The following is a 20,142-nucleotide window of genomic DNA, read 5'->3' as shown; positions in this document are numbered from 1 at the left end:
AAACCCTATGCGCTCGTCAGCGGGCCTCCGGGGTGTGGGCGCGGTAGCGGAGTCCGTCGATGAGCAGCGCGACCATCCGTCCCGTATGGCCGTGGTCGTCCTGGGCGGGAAGGGTCATATTGGCTGTGGCGCGCAGCAGATCCTCGGGATCGGCGTCGGAGCGGATCTCGCCCGCTCTCGCCGCGGTGTCGAGGAGCGCGCCGAGGACGGGCACGAAGCGCTGCTGGAAGTAGCCGGGCAAGGTGTCGTACGCCGGGTCCCCCGAGTGCAGGGCGGCGCTGAGCCCGCGTTTCGTGCCGATGAAGACCGCGAAGCGCTGCAACCATCCGGCGAGCGCTTCGACCGGCGCGTGTCGCGCCGCGAGGGATGACGCGGCGTCGGCGCAGGCGTCGACCTCGTGGCGGAAGACCGCGGCGATGAGGTCCGAGCGTTGTGGGAAGTGGCGGTAGAGGGTGCCCGCTCCCACTCCCGCCTTCGTGGTGATCTCACGTACGGGCGCGTCCACTCCCGAGGTCATGAAGACCTCCGCGGCGGCGGTGAGCAGGGCGTCGGTGCTGCGCCGCGCGTCGGCCCGTATGCGCTTGGGGGGCTGTCGCTCCGCCGCGCCGGTGCCGGCCTCCCCAGTCGTGTCCTCGCTCACGGTGCTTCCCCTTGCTAAACGGAACACTGTTCCGTATTGTCTAAGTCGAACGCTGTTCCGCTTGGTCAGCGTAGCGCCCCGCGTGGGGCGTCGGCCAACGCACAAGGAGATCCATGAAGTACCGCACACTGGGCCGCACCGGTATCAAGGTCAGCCCATACTGCCTCGGCGCCATGATGTTCGGCGCCATGGGCAACCCCGACCACGAGGACTCCGCCCGGATCATCCACAAGGCGCTGGACGCGGGCATCAACTTCATCGACACCGCCGACGCCTACTCACGCGGCGAGTCCGAGGAGATCGTCGGGAAGGCTCTCAAGGGCCGCCGGGACAACGTCGTACTGGCCACCAAGGCCCACCTCCCGATGGGCGACGACCCCAACCAGCAGGGCAACTCGCGGCGCTGGGTGATCCGCGCGCTGGAAGACTCCCTGCGCCGCCTGGGGACCGACCACGTCGATCTGTTCCAGATCCACAGGCCCGCGCCGGACACGGACGTGGAGGAGACACTCTCGGCACTCACCGACCTCGTGCGCGCCGGGAAGGTGCGGACCATCGGCGCCTCCACGTTTCCCGCCTCCGACATCATCGAGGCGCAGTGGGTCTCCGAGCGCCGGGGCCTGGAGCGGTTCCGCACCGAGCAGCCGCCGTACTCCATCCTCAACCGCGGCATCGAGCGCGAGGTGCTGCCCGTCTGCGAGCGGTACGGCATGGGCACCCTGGTCTGGAGCCCCCTCGCGGGCGGTCTGCTCACCGGCCGCTACCGCAAGGGCCGGCAGCCCGACACCCACCGCGCCGCCTTCGGCTTCAAGCACATGAGCGACGAGCGGCGGCTCGACGCGGTCGAACAGCTCATTCCCGTCGCCGAAGAGGCAGGGATGCCACTGACGCACATGGCGACGGCCTTCGTCATCGCCCACCCCGGCGTCACCTCCGCGATCATCGGCCCGCGCACCATGGACCACCTCGATGACCTCCTCGCGGGCGCGGAGGTCACACTGAACGACGAGATCCTCGACCGAATCGACGCCATCGCGCCTCCCGGCATGGATGTCGGAGCGCTCGACATGGCTTACAAGTCACCCGCCGTCGACGAGTCCCGCCTGCGCCGCCGCCTCCCCGACGAGCGCTCCGCCGCCTGACCGGAGCGGCCGGGGCGGGTCAGCCGGACTGCTTCCCGCTGTCCCCGCCGCCGCCCCCTCCCTGAGGCTGAGGAGCCCGCGGGGCCTCGGGCGGCATGGGGCCGCCGTCGTGCTTGCCGTCGTCGGCGACGGGGCGGCTGCCCCATGGCAGGACCGTAGGGCGCGGCTCGACTGGCCCCCAAGGAGATTGCGCGAGTTTGCGCATTCGCTCCGACGGCCCCGAATACGTGCCGGGCGGTCGATGCGCCGCACGTCGAGTACAGCCCCTGACTCAGCGGCGAAATTCACTCATGGCATCGGTGATGAGCGTGCGCGCGGCAGCGCCGAAGACGGCTGAACCGGTCAATTCACCGAATGCCTTCACGTAGTCGCGGGCCTCGCCGGGGGCGGTGACATTGACCTCGGCGGTCAGCGTCTCGACGGCAACCAACTCGCCGTCAAACACGTAGAACGCCTCCAGAGGCCACATCGTGCGTTCCGCCGCCGCGGGAATGACCCCCAAGGACACAGAAGGCAGTGACAGGACCGAGAGCAGATGGGCGAGCTGCCCGGCCATCACCTCGGCGTTCCCCAGGCGGTACCGCAGCACCGCCTCCTCCAGGAGGATCGCGAAGGTGTGTTCTCCCTGATGGAGCACGCGAGATCGCTCTATGCGCGAGGCCACGGCCTCGGCCAGATCGTCGGGCGTGCCCTGGAATTTCGTGATCATCGTCATCAGGGCCGCCGCGTACGGTGGCGTCTGCAAGAGGCCCGGGATGACATTCGAACAGTACATTCGAAAGGCCCGCGTCCGCTCGTACAACGGCAGAAGATCGGCCTGGGCTCTGCGCATTCCGGCTCGGTGTCGACGCTTCCACTGGACATACATCGAATCGGCGATCCGCTTGGCTGCCACCAGGTCCTCGAATTTCGTTTCGTACTCGACAGTCGGCATGGCTCTTCGTTTTCCAAGTGGTCGATGGGTCCGACAAGTCGCGGTATGGGAGGATTGCATGCGCCCTATCTGCGGGTGGTAGCCGCAGTCTGGATCAGGCGGCGTGCCTGCGCTCCGTATACGGCCATCTCCGAGAGGCGCTCGAACGCCCGCAGGTAGAGGGTGATCTCGCTCGGGCGAGTGATGGTGATATTGGCTGACAAGGTCTCCACCTGCACCTGTGAGTCATCGAAGGCGAGGAAACCCTCAAGCGTCCACATCTGCCGGGGGGCAGTGCGCGGAATGACTCCGAGCGAGACCGACGCAAGCGGCATGACGCTCAGCAGGAAATCGAGCTGTTCGGACATCGTTTCGGCGTCGCCCAGGGGGAAATACAGCACGTCCTCTTCGACGAGCAGGGCGAATCGTTTCGTTCTGTCATAGAGGACTCGCGATCGCTCGACGCGCGCCGCGGCGGCGGCGGGAGCGTCGTTCACGGCCCGCTCGAATTCGGCGATCGTGCCCAACAGGGCTTCCGCGTAACGCCGGGTCTGCAAAAGGCCCGGGATGACATTCGAGCAGTAGACGCGCATGTGCCGGGTGCGCTGGTAGAGCGGAACAGCCGAGGTCTGGTTTCGCCTCAGGCCGGTACGTTGAAGATGCCGCCACTCCTTGTACATCGAGTCCGCGGTGTGCAAGGCCGCGATGAGGTCCGGTGCTTGGTCCTCGGCCTCGCACGTTCGACACCAGGCCCGGATGTCGTCGTCGGACGGCCGAGTACGGGCGTTCTCGATCCTCGATGTCTTGGAAGGGTTCCACCCGCAGAGGAGTGCCAGTTGGCGCCCTGTCAGCCCGGCGGTCCGACGTAGCTCCCCGAGATGGGTGGCCAGGGCCTTGCGTGCTTCCTGAACACTCGAAGACGGTGAGTGAGACACGGGGGTGTGGCGTACGGGCACTTCCTGCATCGGTCAGATCTTGTACTCGTCGTGCGGGACAGCCTTTTCCCACACCGCTTCGAAGGCCGAAGCGCACAAGCCGGCCACGGCCGGATCGTCGGACATCTCGGGTTCTGCGGCCTCGCCGACGCCGGAGAAGTGGTTGAAGCGCACGAGCCTGCCGTCGATGAGCCAGAAGTCGTTGGCGGGCAAGGCGATACCCAAAGCCTGACGGCGAGGCAGCCAGCGGACCTGTTCCCCGGCCTCGATGTTCAGAGGCGTGGTGAAATGCTCGAACCGGATGTAATCCGCTACCGGCTCGGACACGATGCGCGCTCTGCGGAGCACCACCCCACGGGCCGCAGTCGTGGAAACCAGTGCCAGCCACCCGGCGAGCGAACGCCGCCCGTCCTCCACTGTCCACTGCCCGCCGGACCAGCGGGCCACGTCCTCGCGCTCCTCGGCGACGGCGTAGGTGTCCCGCATCTCAAGGTGGACGGCGGTGTGCTCTGCGGAGCTGAGGAGTTCCTCGAAGCTAGGAACCTTCGGCCTCATCGCACGCCCTCCTGATGATCTCGATCATGCGGAACGGCAGCCGGACGATTCCCTCGGTGTCAGGCATGGGACTGTTCTCCCCACAGCGCGCCTGGGTCTCCTTGTCCGGCTTCAACCCCTGGACGAGGATCTCCCGTGCGGCATCGTCGATCCACACTGCTGGGCAGTTGCCGCCATTGGTGTTGGGGTCGATCCCGATGAACCGTAAATCCATGGTGACCTCACTTCATGTGGGCGAGGCCATCGACGGTATGGCTTCCGCAGGGCCGTCCTCAACGAGCTTGCAGAGTCTTGCAGATGGAGTGAGCCGAAGGGTGGGCCGATCTCAGGCCGGGGTGGTCAGCTGGGTGCCGGCGAACGCGGTGAAGGCGGTCCAGGGGGCGGCGGGGATGTGGAGTATGGGGCCCCGGGCGTTGTTCGAGCGCGCCCCCGGCATGGATGTCGGAGCGCTCGACATGGCTTACAAGTCACCCGCCGTCGAAGAGTCCCGCCTGCGCCGCCGTCTCCCCGACGAGCGCTCCGCCGCCTGACCGGTGCGGCCGGGGCGGGTCAGCCGGACTGCTTCCCGCTGTCCCCGCCGCCGCCCCCTCCCTGAGGCTGAGGAGCCCGCGGGGCCTCGGGCGGCATGGGGCCGCCGTCGTGCTTGCCGTCGTCGTCGGCCGTCCTGTTCGCGGGATGCCGGAACGGTACGCCGCGCCACCCCTCGGGATCGGGTGTGCGTGTTTCGTACGTCTCGACGTTCTCGGCGTCGGCAACGCCCATGGAGTTTCTCCTTCCTTGGGCCACCGGTCCGGAACTCCGGACCGGTGGCGCGGGTTACGGGGCGGCTGCCCCATGACAGGACCGTAGGGCGCGACTCGATTGGTCCCCAAGGAGATTGCGCGAGTTTGCGGCAGGCGCTTTGACGATGCCAAACGCATGCCTGACGATCGAAACACCGCACAATCTCAAGCAAGTTGGCGGACGGGAGAACGGCCATGAGGTTACGGTTTCTCGGTAAGAACTCCACGCCCGGGGACAGCCCCACGCTGTACGCAAGTGACCGGGACAGCTACGTTGTTCAGGGCTGGAGGGTCTATGCGCAAGATCTTCTCGTTCAACTCGAAGTACCCGAGGGCCACTCCGTAGTGGAGGTGCCCACTGAGCTCTTCGAGCACCTCGTCAAGGACGGAGGGCCCATCGGCGGGATCAGGGTTTTCACGGACCCGATCATGCTCGTGACCGAACAGGGAACGTGCATCGTCCAGGGGCCGCAGATGTGTGATGCCGAGGCTCTGAGTCAGATGCGGATGCCCGACTACGAGACCTGCGTCGAGGTTCCCAAGTCCGCGATCATGGCCCTGCTGGAGGAGAACGGTGGATCTGATCACCAGCGCCCAGCGCGATGAACTCTTCGACAGCTTCACACACGATGCCTTCCATCTGGAACTGAGAGACGACTACGGCTCGCCCGTCGAGGACACGCCCTACGCCCGGTGGCAGAGGGGGGAGCCGGACGATTTTCGCTGGCTCGACCCCTGGATGGCGCTCATGAAGCGCGCCATCGCGGAAGGCAGGACGGTCCGCAGGGTTCGAGTCGTCTCCGAACCGCACTCTCGGTACGTCGGATGGGAGCACTCGCTCACCCGGCTGAACCTGGAGGCCGGGGAGGACATTCGGTGGTTGCCTCGGCATCAACTGCCCGAAGGCATCACCTTGCCGGTGGCGGGCAATGACTGGTGGCTCTTCGACGACCAGCTTTTGGCCGTCGGCCACTTCGACAGCGAGGGCCGAGTACTCGGCTCTGAACTGATCGAGGACCCCGAGACCGTGGCGGAGTGTGTCCGGGTGAGGAATCGGCTCTGGGCCGCTGCCATCCCACACGTCGATTACCGGCCCTGACCCATCGGTGAACAACGAAGCACAGAAGCTCCGTGAGGCGCTGGGTGCCCGGTTGCGAGGACTGCGCAAGGACGGCGGCTTCGCGAGCGGCCGGGCATTCGCCGCCGCCACGCAGTGGCAAGAGTCGAAGGTTTCCCAGAGATCCCGGAGGACACCGAGTCCGCGGTGGCGAAGCGACTGGAGCGTCAGCAGTACCCCTACCGAGGCGACCGCGCCTTCAACGTTCTGCTGGTGGAGCAGGCTCTGTACACCAACTTTGGTGGCCCGAACGCGATGAGAGGCCAGTTGGACCGGGTCCTTGCCGTGATCAGGTCGGCCCTCGACGATCTCGCTTGAGGGCCGGCGATGAGTTCCCGGAGAAGGCAGAGGCCCGACTCGTGGGCGGGTGGGCCGATCTCAGGCCGGGGTGGTCGACTGGGTGCCGGCGAACGCGGTGAAGGCGGTCCAGGGGGCGGCGGGGATGTGGAGTATGGGGCCCTTGGTGTTCTTCGAGTCGCGGATGTGGACGGTGGTGGGGGCGATGGCTACTTCTACGCAGTCGCCGCCGCCCGAGCCGCTGTAGCTGCTCTTGAACCATGCCAGCTCAGTACTCACAATGCTCCTGCCAGAATCTCGATCAAATCCGCAGACTCTTCCACGTTCAGCGCCTGCGTCCGCAGCTTGCCATAGCGGAGGCCGAAGGCACTCACAGTCGCGGCATCGGTGATCACCAGTCCCACATCCTGGGACTCGATGTAGCCGACCCGGCGGTGTTCCAGGGTCTCCAGAATCACCATAGGTCCGTTGAGGCCCGGGTGGAAGCCGCAGTCCGAGGGCATGACTTGGATCTCGACATTGCGCATCTGCCCCTGTTTCAGCAGGCGTTGAAGCTGTGACCGCATCACGTCAGCACTGCCCACCGTGTTCCTCAGGGCCGCTTCACCGATGATGAAGCACGTCTCCACCATGGGCGTCCGCGTCAGCAACTTCTGCCTGCTGAGCCTGGCTTCCACATGCTGCTCGATGATCTCGTCGCTGAGCGGTGGACAGTGTTCCGAGATCAACGCCTCCGCGTACTCCGGCGTCTGGAGCAGTCCCGGGATCACCAGCGCATCGAAGGAGAACCTGCTGGCCGCCTCCGTCTCGATCTTCGCGAAGTCGTAGAAGAACGCCGGAAGTTTCGCCAAGTCGACGTCCTCCTGAAGCACCTCCAGCGTCCCGCCCGCCTTCAGGACCACCTCCGCCGCGTCCGTGAACGCGGACTTCGCCGGCCTTCGGCCCTGCTCGATCGAGGCGAGCTGATCGCATGAGTAGCCCACCGCATCGGCGAGTTCCTGCTGTGTCAGGCCGGACTTGTTACGCCAGAGCTTGACCAGCTTCCCGTAGGCGACCCACACGCCCGGCCGGTCGTCGTCCTGGGCTCGCTGCTTCTTCTGTCGGCTGGTTCCCATACGCCTCACGCCCCAACGCGCCGATATGCGAATGTGGTTCATGTGCGAACGCGCGTCGTGGAGCGCCGGTCACCGCGCGTGACCCGTACAAAAACGCAGCCGCCCCGTACACGCCGTACAGGTACGCCCGTCCGCCCTGGTCAGGCTATCCGCGTAACGGGACCGTTACTCTATGAAGTCGGAAATTGCCTCCCTCATCGCACCGACGGAGCCGGCCGCCCCCGCCCAACTCGCCGCTCCTCCGCCGCTTTCGCCCCTGTATCCGCCGTCCCGGATCAGGCTCAGTTCCAGCCATCGCGGTGCCCGTCTCGCGCGGTTGCTCGCCGCGCAGCAGTTGGACGAGTGGGGGATTCCGCGTACGACGCCCACCGCCGCCGTGGTCGTCGCCGTCGTCGCGGAGTTGGCCGCGAACGCCGTGACGCATGGCCGTACCCCCGGGCGGGATTTCGAGGTGCGGTTGGCTCTCTCGTCCGCCGTCGTCCGGGTCGAGGTCCTCGACACCCGGCCCGACCGGCTCCCCCGTGCCCCGGGCATTTCGCCGCCACCCCCACCGGACGCGACGCACGGGCGCGGGCTGCTGCTCGTCGCCGCGTATGCCGACCGGTGGGGGTGGAGCGTGCGTGATGCCTATACGACCAAGACCGTCTGGGCCGAGGTGGACCACCGGCGGGTCTAGAAGTCGTCGTCGAACCCGACCGTGCCCTCGACCGCGACCTGATACGCCGACGGGCGGCGCTCGAAGAAGTTCGTCAGCTCCTGGACGCCCTGGAGTTCCATGAACGAGAACGGGTTCTGGGAGCCGTAGACCGCCGGGAAGCCCAGCCGCTGGAGGCGCTGGTCCGCGACGCACTCCAGGTACTCGCGCATCGACTCGGTGTTCATCCCCGGCAGACCGTCGCCGCACAGGTCCCGGCCGAATTGCAGTTCCGCGTCGACGGCCTCCTTCAGCATGTCCGTGACCTGCTGTTCGAGGGCGTCGTCGAAGAGGTCGGGCTCCTCCTTGCGGACCGTGTCCACGACCTCGAACGCGAAGTTCATATGCATCGTCTCGTCACGGAACACCCAGTTGGTGCCGGTGGCCAGGCCGTGCAGCAGACCGCGCGAGCGGAACCAGTAGACGTACGCGAAAGCGCCGTAGAAGAACAGTCCCTCGATACAGGCCGCGAAGCAGATCAGATTCAGCAGGAAGCGGCGGCGGTCCGCCTTCGACTCCAGGCGGTCGATGGTCTCGACCGAGTCCATCCACTTGAAGCAGAACTGGGCCTTCTCACGGATCGACGGGATCTCCTCCACCGCGTCGAAGGCCGCCGCGCGGTCCTCCGGATCGGGCAGATACGTGTCCAGCAGTGTCAGATAGAACTGGACGTGTACGGCCTCCTCGAAGAGCTGGCGCGAGAGATAGAGCCGCGCCTCGGGGGAGTTGATGTGCTTGTAGAGCGTGAGCACGAGGTTGTTCGACACGATCGAGTCGCCCGTCGCGAAGAACGCGACCAGCCGGCCGATCATGTGCTGTTCGCCGGGGGAGAGCTTGGCGAGGTCGGCGACGTCGGAGTGCAGGTCGACCTCCTCCACCGTCCAGGTGTTCTTGATCGCGTCGCGGTAGCGCTCGTAGAAGTCCGGGTAGCGCATGGGCCGCAGCGTCAGCTCGAAGCCCGGGTCCAGGAGATTCTTGTCCGAAGTGGTCATTACTGGCATGCCTCACAGGACTCGGGGTTTTCCAGGGAGCAGGCGATGGCGTCCTCGTCGGGCGTCATCTGCGCGGGTACGGGCACGGTCGCCCGCGCCGCCCGCGCGATCCGTGTCGCCGGGCGCGAGCGCAGGTAGTACGTCGTCTTCAGGCCCTTCTTCCAGGCGTACGCGTACATCGAGCTGAGCTTTCCGATGGTCGGCGTCTCCAGGAACAGGTTCAGCGACTGGCTCTGGTCCAGGAACGGCGTACGCGCGCTCGCCATGTCGATCAGGCCGCGCTGCGGGATCTCCCACGCCGTACGGAACAGCTCACGCACCTCCGCCGGGATCCAGCCGAAGCCCGCCACCGAGCCGCTCGACTCGCGCAGCGCCTCGCGGGTCTGCGCGTCCCAGACGCCGAGCCGCTTCAACTCGTCCACCAGGTACGAGTTGACCTGGAGGAATTCCCCGGAGAGCGTCTCGCGCTTGAACAGGTTGGAGACCTGCGGCTCGATGCACTCGTAGACGCCCGCGATCGAGGCGATCGTCGCTGTCGGGGCGATCGCGAGGAGCAGGGAGTTCCGCATGCCGCTCGTGGCGATCCGGGCGCGCAGCGCGTCCCAGCGCTCCGGCCAGTTCAGCTCCACGTCGTAGTGGTCGGGGTGCAGCACCCCGCGCGCGGCGCGCGTCTCGGACCAGGCGGGGAGCGGGCCGTTGCGCTCGGCGAGCGCGCAGGACGCCTCGTACGCGGCGAGCATGATCCGCTCGGCGATCTTCGTGGAAAGGGCCCTGGCCTCGGCGGAGTCGAAGGGCAGCCGCTTCTTGAAGAAGACGTCCTGGAGGCCCATCGCGCCCAGGCCCACCGGGCGCCACTTCGCGTTGGAGGCGCCTGCCTGCTCGGTCGGGTAGAAGTTGATGTCCACGACCCGGTCGAGGAAGGTCACGGCCGTGCGGACGGTCTCGTCCAGCCGCTCCCAGTCGAGGTCGCCCGAGGCCAGTACGAACGAACCGAGGTTGATGGAGCCGAGGTTGCAGACGGCGGTCTCCCCGTCGTCCGTCACCTCCAGGATCTCCGTGCAGAGATTGGACGAGTGGACGACGCGGCCGGGCTCGGCGGTCTGGTTCGCCGTGCGGTTCGAGGCGTCCTTGAAGGTCATCCAGCCGTTGCCGGTCTGGGCGAGGGTACGCATCATCCGGCCGTAGAGCTCGCGGGCCGGGATCGTCTTGCGCGCCAGTCCTGCGGCCTCCGCCTCGCGGTACCGCGCGTCGAACGCGTCGCCCCACAGGTCGACCAGTTCCGGCACGTCGACGGGGGAGAACAGGGACCAGTCGCCGTCCGACTCGACCCGGCGCATGAACTCGTCCGGGATCCAGTGCGCGAGATTCAGATTGTGCGTACGGCGCGCGTCCTCGCCGGTGTTGTCGCGCAACTCCAGGAACTCTTCCAGATCCGCGTGCCAGGTCTCCAGGTAGACGCAGGCCGCGCCCTTGCGCCGGCCGCCCTGGTTGACGGCCGCGACCGAGGAGTCGAGGGTGCGCAGGAACGGGACGATGCCGTTGGAGTGCCCGTTGGTGCCCCGGATCAGCGAACCGCGCGATCGGATACGGGAGTACGAGAGGCCGATGCCGCCCGCGTGCTTCGAGAGCCGCGCCACCTGGTGGTACCGGTCGTAGATCGAGTCCAGCTCGTCCAGCGGGGAGTCCAGCAGATAGCAGGAGGACATCTGCGGGTGGCGCGTACCGGAGTTGAAGAGGGTGGGGGAGGAGGGGAGATAGTCCAGCCGGCTCATCAGCCGGTAGAGCGCGGCGACCTCGTCGAGCGCGCGGACGCTCTGGTCCTCGGCGAGTCCGGCGGCCACGCGCAGCATGAAGTGCTGTGGGGTCTCGATGACCCGGCGGGTGATCGGATGGCGGAGCAGATAGCGGCTGTAGAGGGTCCGCAGCCCGAAGTAGCCGAAGCGGTCGTCGGCTTCCTGGTCGATGAGCGCGTCGAGGAAGCCGGCGTGCAGCGAGACGAGGCCGGCCGTACGGTCCGCGATCAGGCCCTCGCGGTGGCCGACGGCGATGGACGCGGAGAACGCCACGGCGCCCTGGCCTGCGGCCTCGTCGGCGATGGTGCGGGTCAGCAGCCTGGCCGCGAGCCGGGAGTAGGCGGGGTCCTCGGAGATGAGCCCCGCGGCCGCCTCGGTGGCGAGCTCGCGCAGCTCGGCCTCGTCCGACCGGGCGTTACGGCCGCGCAGGGCTGCGGCGGCGACTCTGCCGGGGTCGGCGTCGGGCAGATCGGCGGTCAGGTCGGTCAGGGTCCGCAGCAGTGCGGTCCCTGGTCCGTCGGCCGCCCGTGCGGCGGCCTCGGAGATGCCTGAAGCCGGATCGGCTGGCGCGATGGTCACGTGGTGCTCTCCCTCGCTCGGCTCTGGACCGTCGGGAGGGGAGCGGGCTGTTTCTCGCGGTACGGAGCGTACGGCCCGGATCCGGGCGGCACGGCGTACGGCGCCCACCGGCCCATCCACGAGGCCCGGACGTCTCGGCGTCCGATTCGGTCGAACCGGACGCACCGCCGGCAGGTGTTCGGACTCGTGGGTATGGCAAAGCACACCACATCACACCGTTGCGGGACAGTTCCGGATTCGCACCGGATTCCCCTGCGTCGACAGCGAGGTCGAGCATACATGTGGGGGCTGGCTCGGGAACCACCCCCCAGATGTTGTGTCGTGCGTCATTCCGTTCGGGCCCGCGCGGACAGCGAAAAGGCCGCCGGATCCCCGTGATTCCCGGGGATCCGGCGGCCCGTGGAGCCGGGCGGTGACCGGTCAGTGGCCTCCGGAGCCGCCCGAGGTCGCGGCCGGGAGGTCGACCTTCACGCCAGGATCGCCCGCGTCCGCCGTGTAGTCGGACGGGCTCGTCTCGTCCGTGCCCTCCGGCGCCTTGGCCGCGCGCAGGACGAAGGTGAGCGCCACCGTCACCACCAGATTGAGCACGAACGCGGTGAGGCCGATGTAGCCGATCTCACCCAGCCCGGGGATCTCCTTGGAGGAGCCGCCGAAGTGCGCCTGGGTCGGGCTGGCCACGCCGTACGCCGCGGCCGTGCCGTAGATCATGCCGACCGCCCAGCCCGCGAGCAGCGCCCAGCGGTGGAACCAGCGGGTGAACAGGCCGCCGACCAGCGCGGGCATCGTCTGGAGGATCCAGATCCCGCCGAGCAACTGGAAGTTGATCGCGACCGTCTTGTCCATGGTCAGCACGAAGACCAGCGCGCCCACCTTCACCAGCAGCGAGACCAGCTTCGAGACCTTGGTCTCCTGCTCGGGGGTCGCGTCCGGCCTGATGAAGTCCTTGTAGATATTGCGGGTGAAGAGATTCGCCGCGGCGATCGACATGATCGCGGCGGGCACCAGCGCGCCGATGCCGATGGCCGCGAAGGCCACCCCCGCGAACCAGTCGGGGAACATCGTCTCGAAGAGCTGCGGGATCGCCAGCTGTCCGTTGTCCACCTTGACCCCGGCGGCGATCGCCATGAAGCCGAGCAGCGCCAGCAGGCCCAGCATCAGTGAGTAGAGCGGCAGGATCGTGGTGTTGCGCCGGATCACCTCACGGCTGCGGCTGGAGAGCGTCGCCGTGATGGAGTGCGGATACATGAAGAGCGCGAGCGCCGAACCGAGCGCCAGCGTGGCATAGCCCCAATGCCCGGCGTCGCCCGGCGCGAGGGCGCCGCGTGGCTGGCCGGTCGCCGGGTTGGTCTGCGCGAAGGCGTCGCCCGCCTTGGCGAAGATGTCGTCGAACCCGCCCAGTTTGATGGGGATGTAGATGATCGCCACGACGATCACTATGTAGATCAGGGTGTCCTTGACGAAGGCGATCAGCGCGGGCGCCCGCAGCCCCGACGAGTAGGTGTACGCGGCGAGCACACCGAAGGCGATCAGCAGCGGCAGGTCCTTGATGAACCAGTGGGTGTTCTCGCCGCCGCCGACGCCCATCACGTCCAGCACGGCCTGGATGCCGACGAGCTGAAGCGCGATGTACGGCATGGTCGCGAGGATGCCGGTGAGGGCGACCGCCAGCGACAGCCCCTTCGACCCGAACCGGCCCCGTACGAAGTCCGAGGTGGTGACGTAGCCGTGCTTGTGCGACACCGACCAGAGGCGGGGCAGGAAGGTGAAGATCAGCGGGTAGACCAGGATCGTGTAGGGCACGGCGAAGAAGCCGGCCGCGCCCGCCGCGTAGATCGCCGCGGGTACGGCCACGAAGGTGTACGCCGTATAGAGGTCGCCGCCGAGCAGGAACCAGGTGACCCAGGTGCCGAACGACCGGCCGCCCAGGCCCCATTCGTCGAGGCTGTTCTCATTGGCGGCCTTGCGCCAGCGGGCCGCCAGGAACCCCATGACCGTGACGGCCACGAAGAAGAAGATGAAGACGGCGAGTGCTACGCCGTTCACGCCGTCCTTCACTTCGACGCACCTCCCTTGCGGGAGCGCTGGTCACGCTTCCACAGCTGGTAGGCGGTCATCGTGAGCACCGCCGAGACCGGGACCCAGAGCATCTGGTACCAGTAGAAGAAGGGGATACCGATGAACGTCGGTTCGAGCTTCGCGTAGGACCCGACCCAGAGCAGCGCCACGAAGGGCGCGACGAGACAGAGAGCGATGATCACCCGCGCGGGGGTGACTGTGGGGGGCGGATTCTCTTCCGGAACTTCGGGCACCGCGGCTCCGTTCCCTCGTTGATCGCCTGTGGTAATGAGCAGGAAATCTAAGCGAAGGCGCTGGTCAGCGTAAGCCCCTGTCCGAATGTCGTTACGTCAACGGTATGCGAACAGGGGTGCGCGGAGGGTTGTCGGCAGCGGTTGTCGGCAGCGGTGGTTGTCAGCGGTGGTCGGCAGCGGGGCTCAGTGGGCCGGGCGCCTCAGTCTGGCCACGAACTTGTAGCGGTCGCCGCGGTAGACGGACCGCACCCACTCCACCGGCTCACCGGCCGCGTCCAGCGAGTGCCGCGAGAGCATCAGCATCGGCAGCCCGACATCCGTACCGAGTAGCCCGGCCTCCCGCGGGGTGGCGAGCGAGGTCTCGATGGTCTCCTCGGCCTCCGCCAGCCGTACGTCGTACACCTCCGCCAACGCCGTATAGAGCGACGTGTACTTGACGAGCGAGCGGCGCAGCGCGGGGAAGCGCTTGGCCGAAAGGTGTGTGGTCTCGATGGCCATCGGCTCGCCGCTGGCCAGCCGCAGCCGCTCGATCCGCAGCACGCGCCCGCCGGTGGTGATGTCCAGCAGCCCGGCCAGGGTGTCGTCGGCGGTGACATACCCGATGTCCAGCAGCTGCGAGGTGGGCTCCAGGCCCTGGGCCCGCATGTCCTCGGTGTACGAGGTGAGCTGGAGCGCCTGCGAGACCTTGGGCTTGGCGACGAACGTGCCCTTGCCCTGGATGCGTTCGAGCCGGCCCTCGACCACCAGCTCCTGGAGCGCCTGGCGCACGGTGGTGCGTGAGGTGTCGAACTCGGCGGCGAGCGTGCGCTCGGGAGGCACCGGCGTACCCGGCGGCAGCGTCTCCGTCATATCGAGCAAGTGCCGCTTCAACCGGTAGTACTTGGGTACGCGTGCGGTACGGGTGGCGGGGCCGCTCTCGGTCTCCGTTCCGCCCCCGTCCGTGGCCATGGTCTGCCTTCCCGAGTCCTGTGCTGCTGCCGTCACCGGCTCCTCCGTCTGTCGCGGCTCACATGGTGGCACGGTCCGGCCACGGGTCGTCGCCCTGCCTCAGGTGTCGGTCCGATAACGGACACGACTGCCCTTCTTATACACCCTTGACACCCCTAAAGGTCTAGGCCAAGCTCCCCGTACTGGTCTAAACCATTAAAGACCAGGTCCCAGCCCCAGCAGTACTCGTCGTAAGTCTTCGCGGTCTTCGCGGTGGGCAGGGGTTGCAGGCATCCCTGAGGAGGGTGGCGTGAAGCGCAAGCTCATCGCGACGGTCGGCGTCGCGGGCATGATGGTCGGTATTGCCGCGTGTGGTTCGGATGAAGGCTCGGCGTCCAAGGATCCCAAGGACCGTAAGGAGACGCTGACCGTCTGGCTCATGTCGGACGCGCAGAGCACCTGGCCGGAGCTGGTCAAGGATGTCAACGCGCAGTTCAAGACGAAGTATCCGAATGTGACGGTCAAGGTCCAGTACCAGCAGTGGGCGGACAAGGCCAAGAAGCTCGACGCGGCGCTGGCCGGCGACAAGTACCCCGATGTCGTCGAGCTCGGCAACACCGAGACCATGACGTACATCCTCAACGGTGCGCTCGGCGAGATCGACCCCAAGAAGTACGAGAACTCGGACACCTGGATCAAGGGTCTGAAGGACACCTGCTCCTTCGAGGGCAAGCAGTACTGCGTGCCCTACTACGCCGGTGCGCGTGTGGCCATTTACAACAAGGACATGTTCAAGGCCGGCACCGGCTCCTCCCAGCTGCCCACCACCGAGGCCGAGCTCGCCACGGCGCTCGACAAGGTCGGCGCCAAGTACGGCAAGGACAAGGCGTTCTCGCCGCTCTACCTGCCGGGCCGCTACTGGTACGCGGCCATGTCCTACGTAGCGGCGTACGGCGGCCAGATAGCCGAGTACGACGAGGGCGCGAAGGAGTGGAAGGCCACCCTTTCCACCCCCGAGGCCCAGAAGGGCATCCAGCACTTCGTCGACCTGGTGAACAAGTACAACCACGGCGACAAGACCAAGGACGAGGCGGACCACGCCAACGTCATGGCCAACGAGAAGACCGCGCTTCTCTACGGCAACGGCTGGGAGGCCGGCAGCGTCGTCGACTCGGCCGCGAACGGCAACCCGAAGCTGAAGGACAAGATCCTCACTGCCGGTATGCCCGGCCCCGACGGCAAGGCCCTGCCGTCCTTCATCGGTGGCTCCGACCTCGCCACCATCTCCAAGTCCAAGGTCCAGGACCTCGGCGAGGAGTGGATCGCGGCCTTCACCAGCGCCAAGTCGCAGGAGGTCCTCGCCTCCAAGAACATCCTGCCCAACAACACCAAGCAGCTGGAGCCGCTGAAGGCGAAGCCGGAGACCGCGCCGATCGCCAACGCCGTCCCGGACGCCTGGTTCACCCCGATCGCCCCCGGCTGGACGGCCATCGAGAAGAAGGAAACCCTTGAGGTGATGCTGCTCGACATCATCAAGGGCAAGTCGGTCGCCGACGCCACGAAGGCCGCCGACGCGGAGATCAACCAGCTGATCAACGAAGAGTCCTGAGTCCGACGAGCCTCTGAGTCTCCGACTCCTTTGTCTCCGACTCTGTTGATCGCCTACGGGGGGTGGCGGGCCCGCGAGGGCTCCGCCGCCCCCCGTACTCCGGTACCAGGTCCGAACGGAAGGCCAGCACAGTGAGTGCCGCCGACATGAAAGCAGCCGACCCTCCGGTAGCCGTCGCACGCGTCCCCGAGAGATCCGGCTCCCAGCCGCCAGCGGGCGGGCCCCGTAAGCGGCGCAAGGCCGGCGCGCTGCTGCCGTACCTCCTGATAGCCCCCGCGTTCGTCGCGATCGCCGCCGTCTTCGTCTGGCCGCTCATCAAGACGATCCTCATGTCCTTCCAGGACGTCGGCCGCCGTGAGCTGTGGACCGGGGAGGCCGCACCCTGGGTGGGCTTCGAGCAGTTCACCAACATCCTCGGCGACGGCGAGTTCTGGGCCGTCGTCTGGCGGACCATCATCTTCATGGTCGCCTGTGTGGTGGCCACGATGGGGATCGGGCTCGGCATCTCCATGCTGATGCAGCGCATGGACACCTGGGTACGGCTGCTGCTCACCGGCGCGCTGGTGGCCGCCTGGTCGATGCCGCTGCTGGTGGCGACCTCCATCTTCCGCTGGTTCGCCGACTCCGACTACGGCGTCCTGAACATGGTGCTGACCAAGTACCTCGGGATCGACGCCCAGGGCCACAACTGGTTCCTCGACCCCAAGCAGGGCTTCCTCATCATCGGAGCCGTCGTCGTCTGGGGCGCCATTCCCTTCGTCGCCGTCACGCTCTACGCGGCGCTCACCCAGGTCCCCCGGGAGCTGGAGGAGGCCGCGGCACTCGACGGCGCGGGCGTCGCCGGGGTCTTCCGCTTTGTCACCTGGCCGGTCATCAAGCCGGTGTTCCAGATGGTGGCCACCCTGTCCGTCCTGTGGGACTTCAATATCTTCGGCCAGATCTTCCTGATCCGCGGCAACAAGCCGGAGCCGGAGTACTCGGTCCTCGGGATCTACTCGTTCGAGAAGGCCTTCGAGTCCAACTCGTTCAGCCAGGGTGCGGCCATCTCCCTCATCACGGTCCTGCTGCTCTCCGGTGTCGCCGTGTACTACCTGCGTCAGCTGCTCAAGATCGGAGAGGTCGAATGAGCGCCTCCACCGCCACCACCGGGGCCCGCCGCCCGGACACCGACCGGGACACCGGGCCGGGCGGCCGGCAGGTCCTGCGCCAGGACCGCAAGAAGAACCGGCTCGTCTACAACATCGTGGGCCTGGCCGTGTTCGTCCTCATGGCCTTCCCGGTGTACTGGCTGATCATCAGCGCCCTGCGGCCGAACCACGAGATCCGCAGTTACGACCAGACCCTCTGGCCCTCGTCGATCTCCTGGGACAACTTCCAGCGGGCCATCGACCAGCCGAACTTCGGCACGGCCATCCAGTCCAGCCTGATCATCTGCGGTGTCGCGGTCATCGGCGGCATGCTGCTCGCCACCATCGCCGCCTTCGCCATCGGCCGCTTCCGCTTCGCCGGCCGCAAGTTCTTCATGATCGTGCTGCTCGTCGTGCAGCTGCTGCCGCCGACCGCGATGCTGATCCCCATCTACATCCAGCTCAACGACCTGGGCGGGCTGAACGAGTACTGGGGCGTCATCGTCATCTATCTGGTCTCGACGCTGCCCTTCGCGACCTGGATGATCCGCGGCTTCATCGTCAACATCCCGCCGGAGCTGGAGGAGTCCGCGATGGTGGACGGCTGTAGCCGGATGGGAGCCTTCTGGCGGGTGACCTTCCCGCTGCTCGCCCCCGGTCTCGCGGCGGCGGCGATCTTCTCCCTGATCACGGCGTGGAACGAGTACCTCCTCGCCTACGTCGTCCTTCAGGACAACGACAAGTACACGCTGAACGTGTGGCTGATGAACTTCACCACCTCGCGCGGTATCGACTACGGAGCCCTGATGGCCGCATCGACCCTGATCGCCATCCCGGTCGTGGCCTTCTTCCTCCTGGTACAGAAGTACATGGCAACCGGCCTCACCTCAGGCGCAGTGAAGGGTTAGGGCCTCTGATGACGACGCTCGTAAGCAGTACGGACACCCTCACCCGCGACGCACTCGCCGTGCTCCAGCCAGGATTCCTCGGCACCACCGCCCCCGACTGGCTGCTGCGCCGCCTCGGTGAGGGCCTTTCCTCCGTCGGGCTCTTCGGCCGCAACATCGCCTCCCCCGAGCAGCTCGCCGCGCTCACCGAGCGGCTGCGGGCGGAACGGGACGACGTCCTCGTCGCGATCGACGAGGAGGGCGGCGACGTCACCCGGCTGGAGGTCAGGCACGGCTCCTCCTTCCCCGGCAACTACGCCCTGGGCGCCGTCGACGACGTGGACCTCACCCGGGCCGTCGCGCGTGAGCTGGGCCGGCGGCTCGCCGAGTGCGGGGTCAACCTCAACTGGGCCCCCTCGGCCGATGTGAACTCCAACCAGGACAACCCCGTCATCGGCGTACGCTCCTTCGGCGCCGACACGGCACTGGTGGCCCGGCACACCGCCGCGTATGTGGAAGGTCTCCAGAGCGCCGGGGTCGCCGCCTGCACCAAGCACTTCCCCGGCCATGGCGACACCTCCGTCGACTCGCACCACGCGATGCCCCGTATCGACGTGGACTTGGCCACCGTGCACGCCCGCGACCTGCTGCCCTTCCGCGCGGCCATCGCGGCGGGTTCCAAATCGGTCATGAGCGCGCATATCCTGCTTCCCGCGCTCGATCCGGACCACCCGGCGACCCTCAGCCCGCAGATCCTCATCGGTCTGCTCCGTGAGGAGCTGGGCTTCCAGGGCCCGATCGTCACCGATGGCATAGAGATGCAGGCCATCGTCTCGACATACGGGATCGAGCGTGGCTCCGTCCTCGCGATCGCCGCGGGCGCCGACGCCATCTGCGTCGGCGGCGGCCTGGCGGACGAGGAGACCGTGCTGCGGCTGCGCGACGCGCTGGTGGCGGCGGTACGGAACGGCGAACTGCCCGAGGAGCGACTGGCCGACGCGGCCGCGCGGGTGCGCGGACTCGCCGACTGGACGCTGCGGGTCAGGGGGGCTTCGGAGCCGGGCGCGGATGCGCAGGAGGGGACCGCGCCCGGCACCGCACCGGGCAGCGCGTCCGGCGTGGGGACCGGTGTCGAGTCCCGTACCGAGATCGGCCTGCTCGCGGCCCGTCGCGCCGTGCGGGTGACCGGCAGCGCGGGGCCCCTCACGGAAGCGCCCTATGTCGCCGCGTTCACCCCCGTCGCGAACATCGCCGTCGGGGACGAGACCCCGTGGGGCGTCGCGGCGGAGCTGGGGCGGCTGCTGCCCGGTACGGAGACGGGCTCGTACAGCGGCGCCGAAGCTGCCGGCACGGACCCGGCCGCGCTGGCAGGCGAGCTGCTCGCCGCGGCGGGCGACCGTACGATCGTCGCCGTCGTGCGCGACGCGCACCGGCACCGCTGGATGTCCGACGCGCTGGACGCCGTGCTGGCCGCCCGACCGGAGACGATCGTGGTGGAGATGGGCGTGAACGAGGCGGAGCCCAGGGGCGCGCTGCACATCGCGACCCACGGCGCCGCGCGGGTCTGCGGACGGGCCGCCGCGGAGGTCATCACGGGCCGCCGGGAGTGACCGCCCGGAAGTGAGCGCCCGGGAAAGCCGCCGAAACGACGGTGCCGGGCCACGCTGAAACGGACGGTGCCGGGTCACCCCCTCGCGGGGGGCGGCCCGGCACCGTCGTGTTCGCGCGG

General features: G+C 67.6%; 23 protein-coding genes and 1 riboswitch. Of the genes, 10 read left to right on the top strand and 13 right to left on the bottom strand.

Going from position 1 to position 20,142, the window contains the following annotated elements; all coding sequences use genetic code 11:
* Positions 1 to 16: 16 nt before the first annotated feature.
* Positions 17 to 640 carry a TetR/AcrR family transcriptional regulator gene (locus tag ABTZ59_RS06925; protein ID WP_351391878.1) on the bottom strand — a complete coding sequence of 208 codons (624 nt, stop codon included), beginning with the start codon at positions 638 to 640 and terminating at the stop codon, positions 17 to 19.
* A gap of 113 nt (positions 641 to 753) precedes the next feature.
* Between ABTZ59_RS06925 and ABTZ59_RS06920 the strand changes: the two genes are divergently transcribed.
* Positions 754 to 1,782 carry an aldo/keto reductase gene (locus tag ABTZ59_RS06920; RefSeq protein ID WP_351391875.1) on the top strand — a complete coding sequence of 343 codons (1,029 nt, stop codon included), beginning with the start codon at positions 754 to 756 and terminating at the stop codon, positions 1,780 to 1,782.
* 271 nt (positions 1,783 to 2,053) lie between these two features.
* On the opposite strand, the gene ABTZ59_RS06915 is transcribed toward ABTZ59_RS06920, so the two are convergent.
* From ABTZ59_RS06915 to ABTZ59_RS06895, 4 genes are all read right to left on the bottom strand, one after another.
* A complete protein-coding gene (locus ABTZ59_RS06915; protein WP_351391872.1) occupies positions 2,054 to 2,716 on the bottom strand; it encodes a DUF5753 domain-containing protein in 663 nt (220 codons plus the stop codon).
* 65 nt (positions 2,717 to 2,781) lie between these two features.
* Entirely contained in the window at positions 2,782 to 3,630 is an 849-nt protein-coding gene (locus tag ABTZ59_RS06910) for a helix-turn-helix domain-containing protein (RefSeq protein ID WP_503002322.1), read from the bottom strand.
* 33 nt (positions 3,631 to 3,663) lie between these two features.
* Positions 3,664 to 4,185, bottom strand: coding sequence for a DUF6879 family protein (locus tag ABTZ59_RS06900; protein ID WP_351391869.1), 522 nt, complete (start codon positions 4,183 to 4,185; stop codon positions 3,664 to 3,666).
* Entirely contained in the window at positions 4,166 to 4,399 is a 234-nt protein-coding gene (locus ABTZ59_RS06895; protein WP_351391867.1) for a hypothetical protein, read from the bottom strand. The genes ABTZ59_RS06900 and ABTZ59_RS06895 overlap by 20 nt, the downstream gene beginning before the upstream one ends.
* Positions 4,400 to 4,499: 100 nt before the next feature.
* Here ABTZ59_RS06895 and ABTZ59_RS06890 point away from each other — a divergent pair, with 100 nt between their 5' ends.
* A complete protein-coding gene (locus ABTZ59_RS06890; RefSeq protein WP_351391864.1) occupies positions 4,500 to 4,715 on the top strand; it encodes a hypothetical protein in 216 nt (71 codons plus the stop codon).
* 19 nt (positions 4,716 to 4,734) lie between these two features.
* On the opposite strand, the gene ABTZ59_RS06885 is transcribed toward ABTZ59_RS06890, so the two are convergent.
* Positions 4,735 to 4,947 (bottom strand): hypothetical protein, encoded by a 213-nt coding sequence (locus tag ABTZ59_RS06885; protein WP_351391861.1) that lies wholly within the window; start codon positions 4,945 to 4,947, stop codon positions 4,735 to 4,737.
* Positions 4,948 to 5,162: 215 nt separating this feature from the next.
* On the opposite strand from ABTZ59_RS06885, the gene ABTZ59_RS06880 reads away from it, so the two are divergent.
* From ABTZ59_RS06880 to ABTZ59_RS06870, 3 genes are all read left to right on the top strand, one after another.
* Positions 5,163 to 5,573 (top strand): hypothetical protein, encoded by a 411-nt coding sequence (locus ABTZ59_RS06880; RefSeq protein WP_351391858.1) that lies wholly within the window; start codon positions 5,163 to 5,165, stop codon positions 5,571 to 5,573.
* Complete coding sequence (locus ABTZ59_RS06875; protein ID WP_351391855.1) at positions 5,542 to 6,066, top strand: DUF6879 family protein; 525 nt, start codon at positions 5,542 to 5,544, stop codon at positions 6,064 to 6,066. Before ABTZ59_RS06880 ends, ABTZ59_RS06875 begins: the two co-directional genes overlap by 32 nt.
* Before the next feature lie 165 nt (positions 6,067 to 6,231).
* On the top strand, positions 6,232 to 6,402 hold the full coding sequence (locus tag ABTZ59_RS06870) for a Scr1 family TA system antitoxin-like transcriptional regulator (protein WP_351391852.1): 171 nt from the start codon (positions 6,232 to 6,234) through the stop codon (positions 6,400 to 6,402).
* Between the two features lie 60 nt (positions 6,403 to 6,462).
* On the opposite strand, the gene ABTZ59_RS06865 is transcribed toward ABTZ59_RS06870, so the two are convergent.
* Both ABTZ59_RS06865 and ABTZ59_RS06860 read right to left on the bottom strand, forming a co-directional pair.
* Positions 6,463 to 6,660, bottom strand: coding sequence for a DUF397 domain-containing protein (locus ABTZ59_RS06865; RefSeq protein WP_503002244.1), 198 nt, complete (start codon positions 6,658 to 6,660; stop codon positions 6,463 to 6,465).
* Positions 6,657 to 7,538: a helix-turn-helix domain-containing protein gene (locus ABTZ59_RS06860; protein WP_351391849.1), complete on the bottom strand. Its 882-nt coding sequence runs from the start codon at positions 7,536 to 7,538 to the stop codon at positions 6,657 to 6,659. Before ABTZ59_RS06860 ends, ABTZ59_RS06865 begins: the two co-directional genes overlap by 4 nt.
* 130 nt (positions 7,539 to 7,668) lie before the next feature.
* Here ABTZ59_RS06860 and ABTZ59_RS06855 point away from each other — a divergent pair, with 130 nt between their 5' ends.
* Positions 7,669 to 8,172, top strand: coding sequence for an ATP-binding protein (locus ABTZ59_RS06855; RefSeq protein ID WP_351391846.1), 504 nt, complete (start codon positions 7,669 to 7,671; stop codon positions 8,170 to 8,172).
* Here the strand turns inward: ABTZ59_RS06855 and ABTZ59_RS06850 are convergent.
* The 5 genes from ABTZ59_RS06850 to ABTZ59_RS06830 form a co-directional block, all read right to left on the bottom strand.
* On the bottom strand, positions 8,169 to 9,191 hold the full coding sequence (locus ABTZ59_RS06850; protein ID WP_503002241.1) for a ribonucleotide-diphosphate reductase subunit beta: 1,023 nt from the start codon (positions 9,189 to 9,191) through the stop codon (positions 8,169 to 8,171). The two genes, ABTZ59_RS06855 and ABTZ59_RS06850, sit on opposite strands and share 4 nt — an antisense overlap.
* The gene (locus tag ABTZ59_RS06845; protein ID WP_351391838.1) at positions 9,182 to 11,554 is read right to left on the bottom strand and encodes a ribonucleoside-diphosphate reductase subunit alpha; all 2,373 of its coding nucleotides are present in this window, start codon (positions 11,552 to 11,554) and stop codon (positions 9,182 to 9,184) included. The genes ABTZ59_RS06850 and ABTZ59_RS06845 overlap by 10 nt, the downstream gene beginning before the upstream one ends.
* A 152-nt stretch (positions 11,555 to 11,706) precedes the next feature.
* Positions 11,707 to 11,831, bottom strand: a riboswitch (cobalamin riboswitch).
* A 143-nt stretch (positions 11,832 to 11,974) separates the two neighbouring features.
* On the bottom strand, positions 11,975 to 13,609 hold the full coding sequence (mctP, locus tag ABTZ59_RS06840) for a monocarboxylate uptake permease MctP (RefSeq protein WP_351391834.1): 1,635 nt from the start codon (positions 13,607 to 13,609) through the stop codon (positions 11,975 to 11,977).
* A complete protein-coding gene (locus ABTZ59_RS06835) occupies positions 13,606 to 13,863 on the bottom strand; it encodes a DUF3311 domain-containing protein (protein ID WP_351391831.1) in 258 nt (85 codons plus the stop codon). The genes mctP and ABTZ59_RS06835 overlap by 4 nt, the downstream gene beginning before the upstream one ends.
* Before the next feature lie 183 nt (positions 13,864 to 14,046).
* Positions 14,047 to 14,811, bottom strand: a complete 765-nt coding sequence (locus ABTZ59_RS06830) for a GntR family transcriptional regulator (protein ID WP_351392309.1) — start codon at positions 14,809 to 14,811, stop codon at positions 14,047 to 14,049.
* Between the two features lie 289 nt (positions 14,812 to 15,100).
* On the opposite strand from ABTZ59_RS06830, the gene ABTZ59_RS06825 reads away from it, so the two are divergent.
* From ABTZ59_RS06825 to ABTZ59_RS06810, 4 genes are all read left to right on the top strand, one after another.
* Complete coding sequence (locus ABTZ59_RS06825) at positions 15,101 to 16,399, top strand: sugar ABC transporter substrate-binding protein (RefSeq protein WP_351391828.1); 1,299 nt, start codon at positions 15,101 to 15,103, stop codon at positions 16,397 to 16,399.
* A gap of 131 nt (positions 16,400 to 16,530) precedes the next feature.
* The gene (locus tag ABTZ59_RS06820) at positions 16,531 to 17,526 is read left to right on the top strand and encodes a carbohydrate ABC transporter permease (RefSeq protein ID WP_351391825.1); all 996 of its coding nucleotides are present in this window, start codon (positions 16,531 to 16,533) and stop codon (positions 17,524 to 17,526) included.
* On the top strand, positions 17,523 to 18,434 hold the full coding sequence (locus tag ABTZ59_RS06815) for a carbohydrate ABC transporter permease (protein ID WP_351391822.1): 912 nt from the start codon (positions 17,523 to 17,525) through the stop codon (positions 18,432 to 18,434). The genes ABTZ59_RS06820 and ABTZ59_RS06815 overlap by 4 nt, the downstream gene beginning before the upstream one ends.
* Positions 18,435 to 18,442: 8 nt before the next feature.
* Positions 18,443 to 20,023: a glycoside hydrolase family 3 protein gene (locus ABTZ59_RS06810; protein WP_351391819.1), complete on the top strand. Its 1,581-nt coding sequence runs from the start codon at positions 18,443 to 18,445 to the stop codon at positions 20,021 to 20,023.
* Positions 20,024 to 20,142: the final 119 nt, after the last annotated feature.

It is taken from the genome of Streptomyces sp. NPDC094034 (genome assembly GCF_040303865.1).
GTDB lineage: Bacteria > Actinomycetota > Actinomycetes > Streptomycetales > Streptomycetaceae > Streptomyces.
Note: the sequence above shows the minus strand (reverse complement) of the source record. Positions and strands in the feature narration are given on the sequence as shown.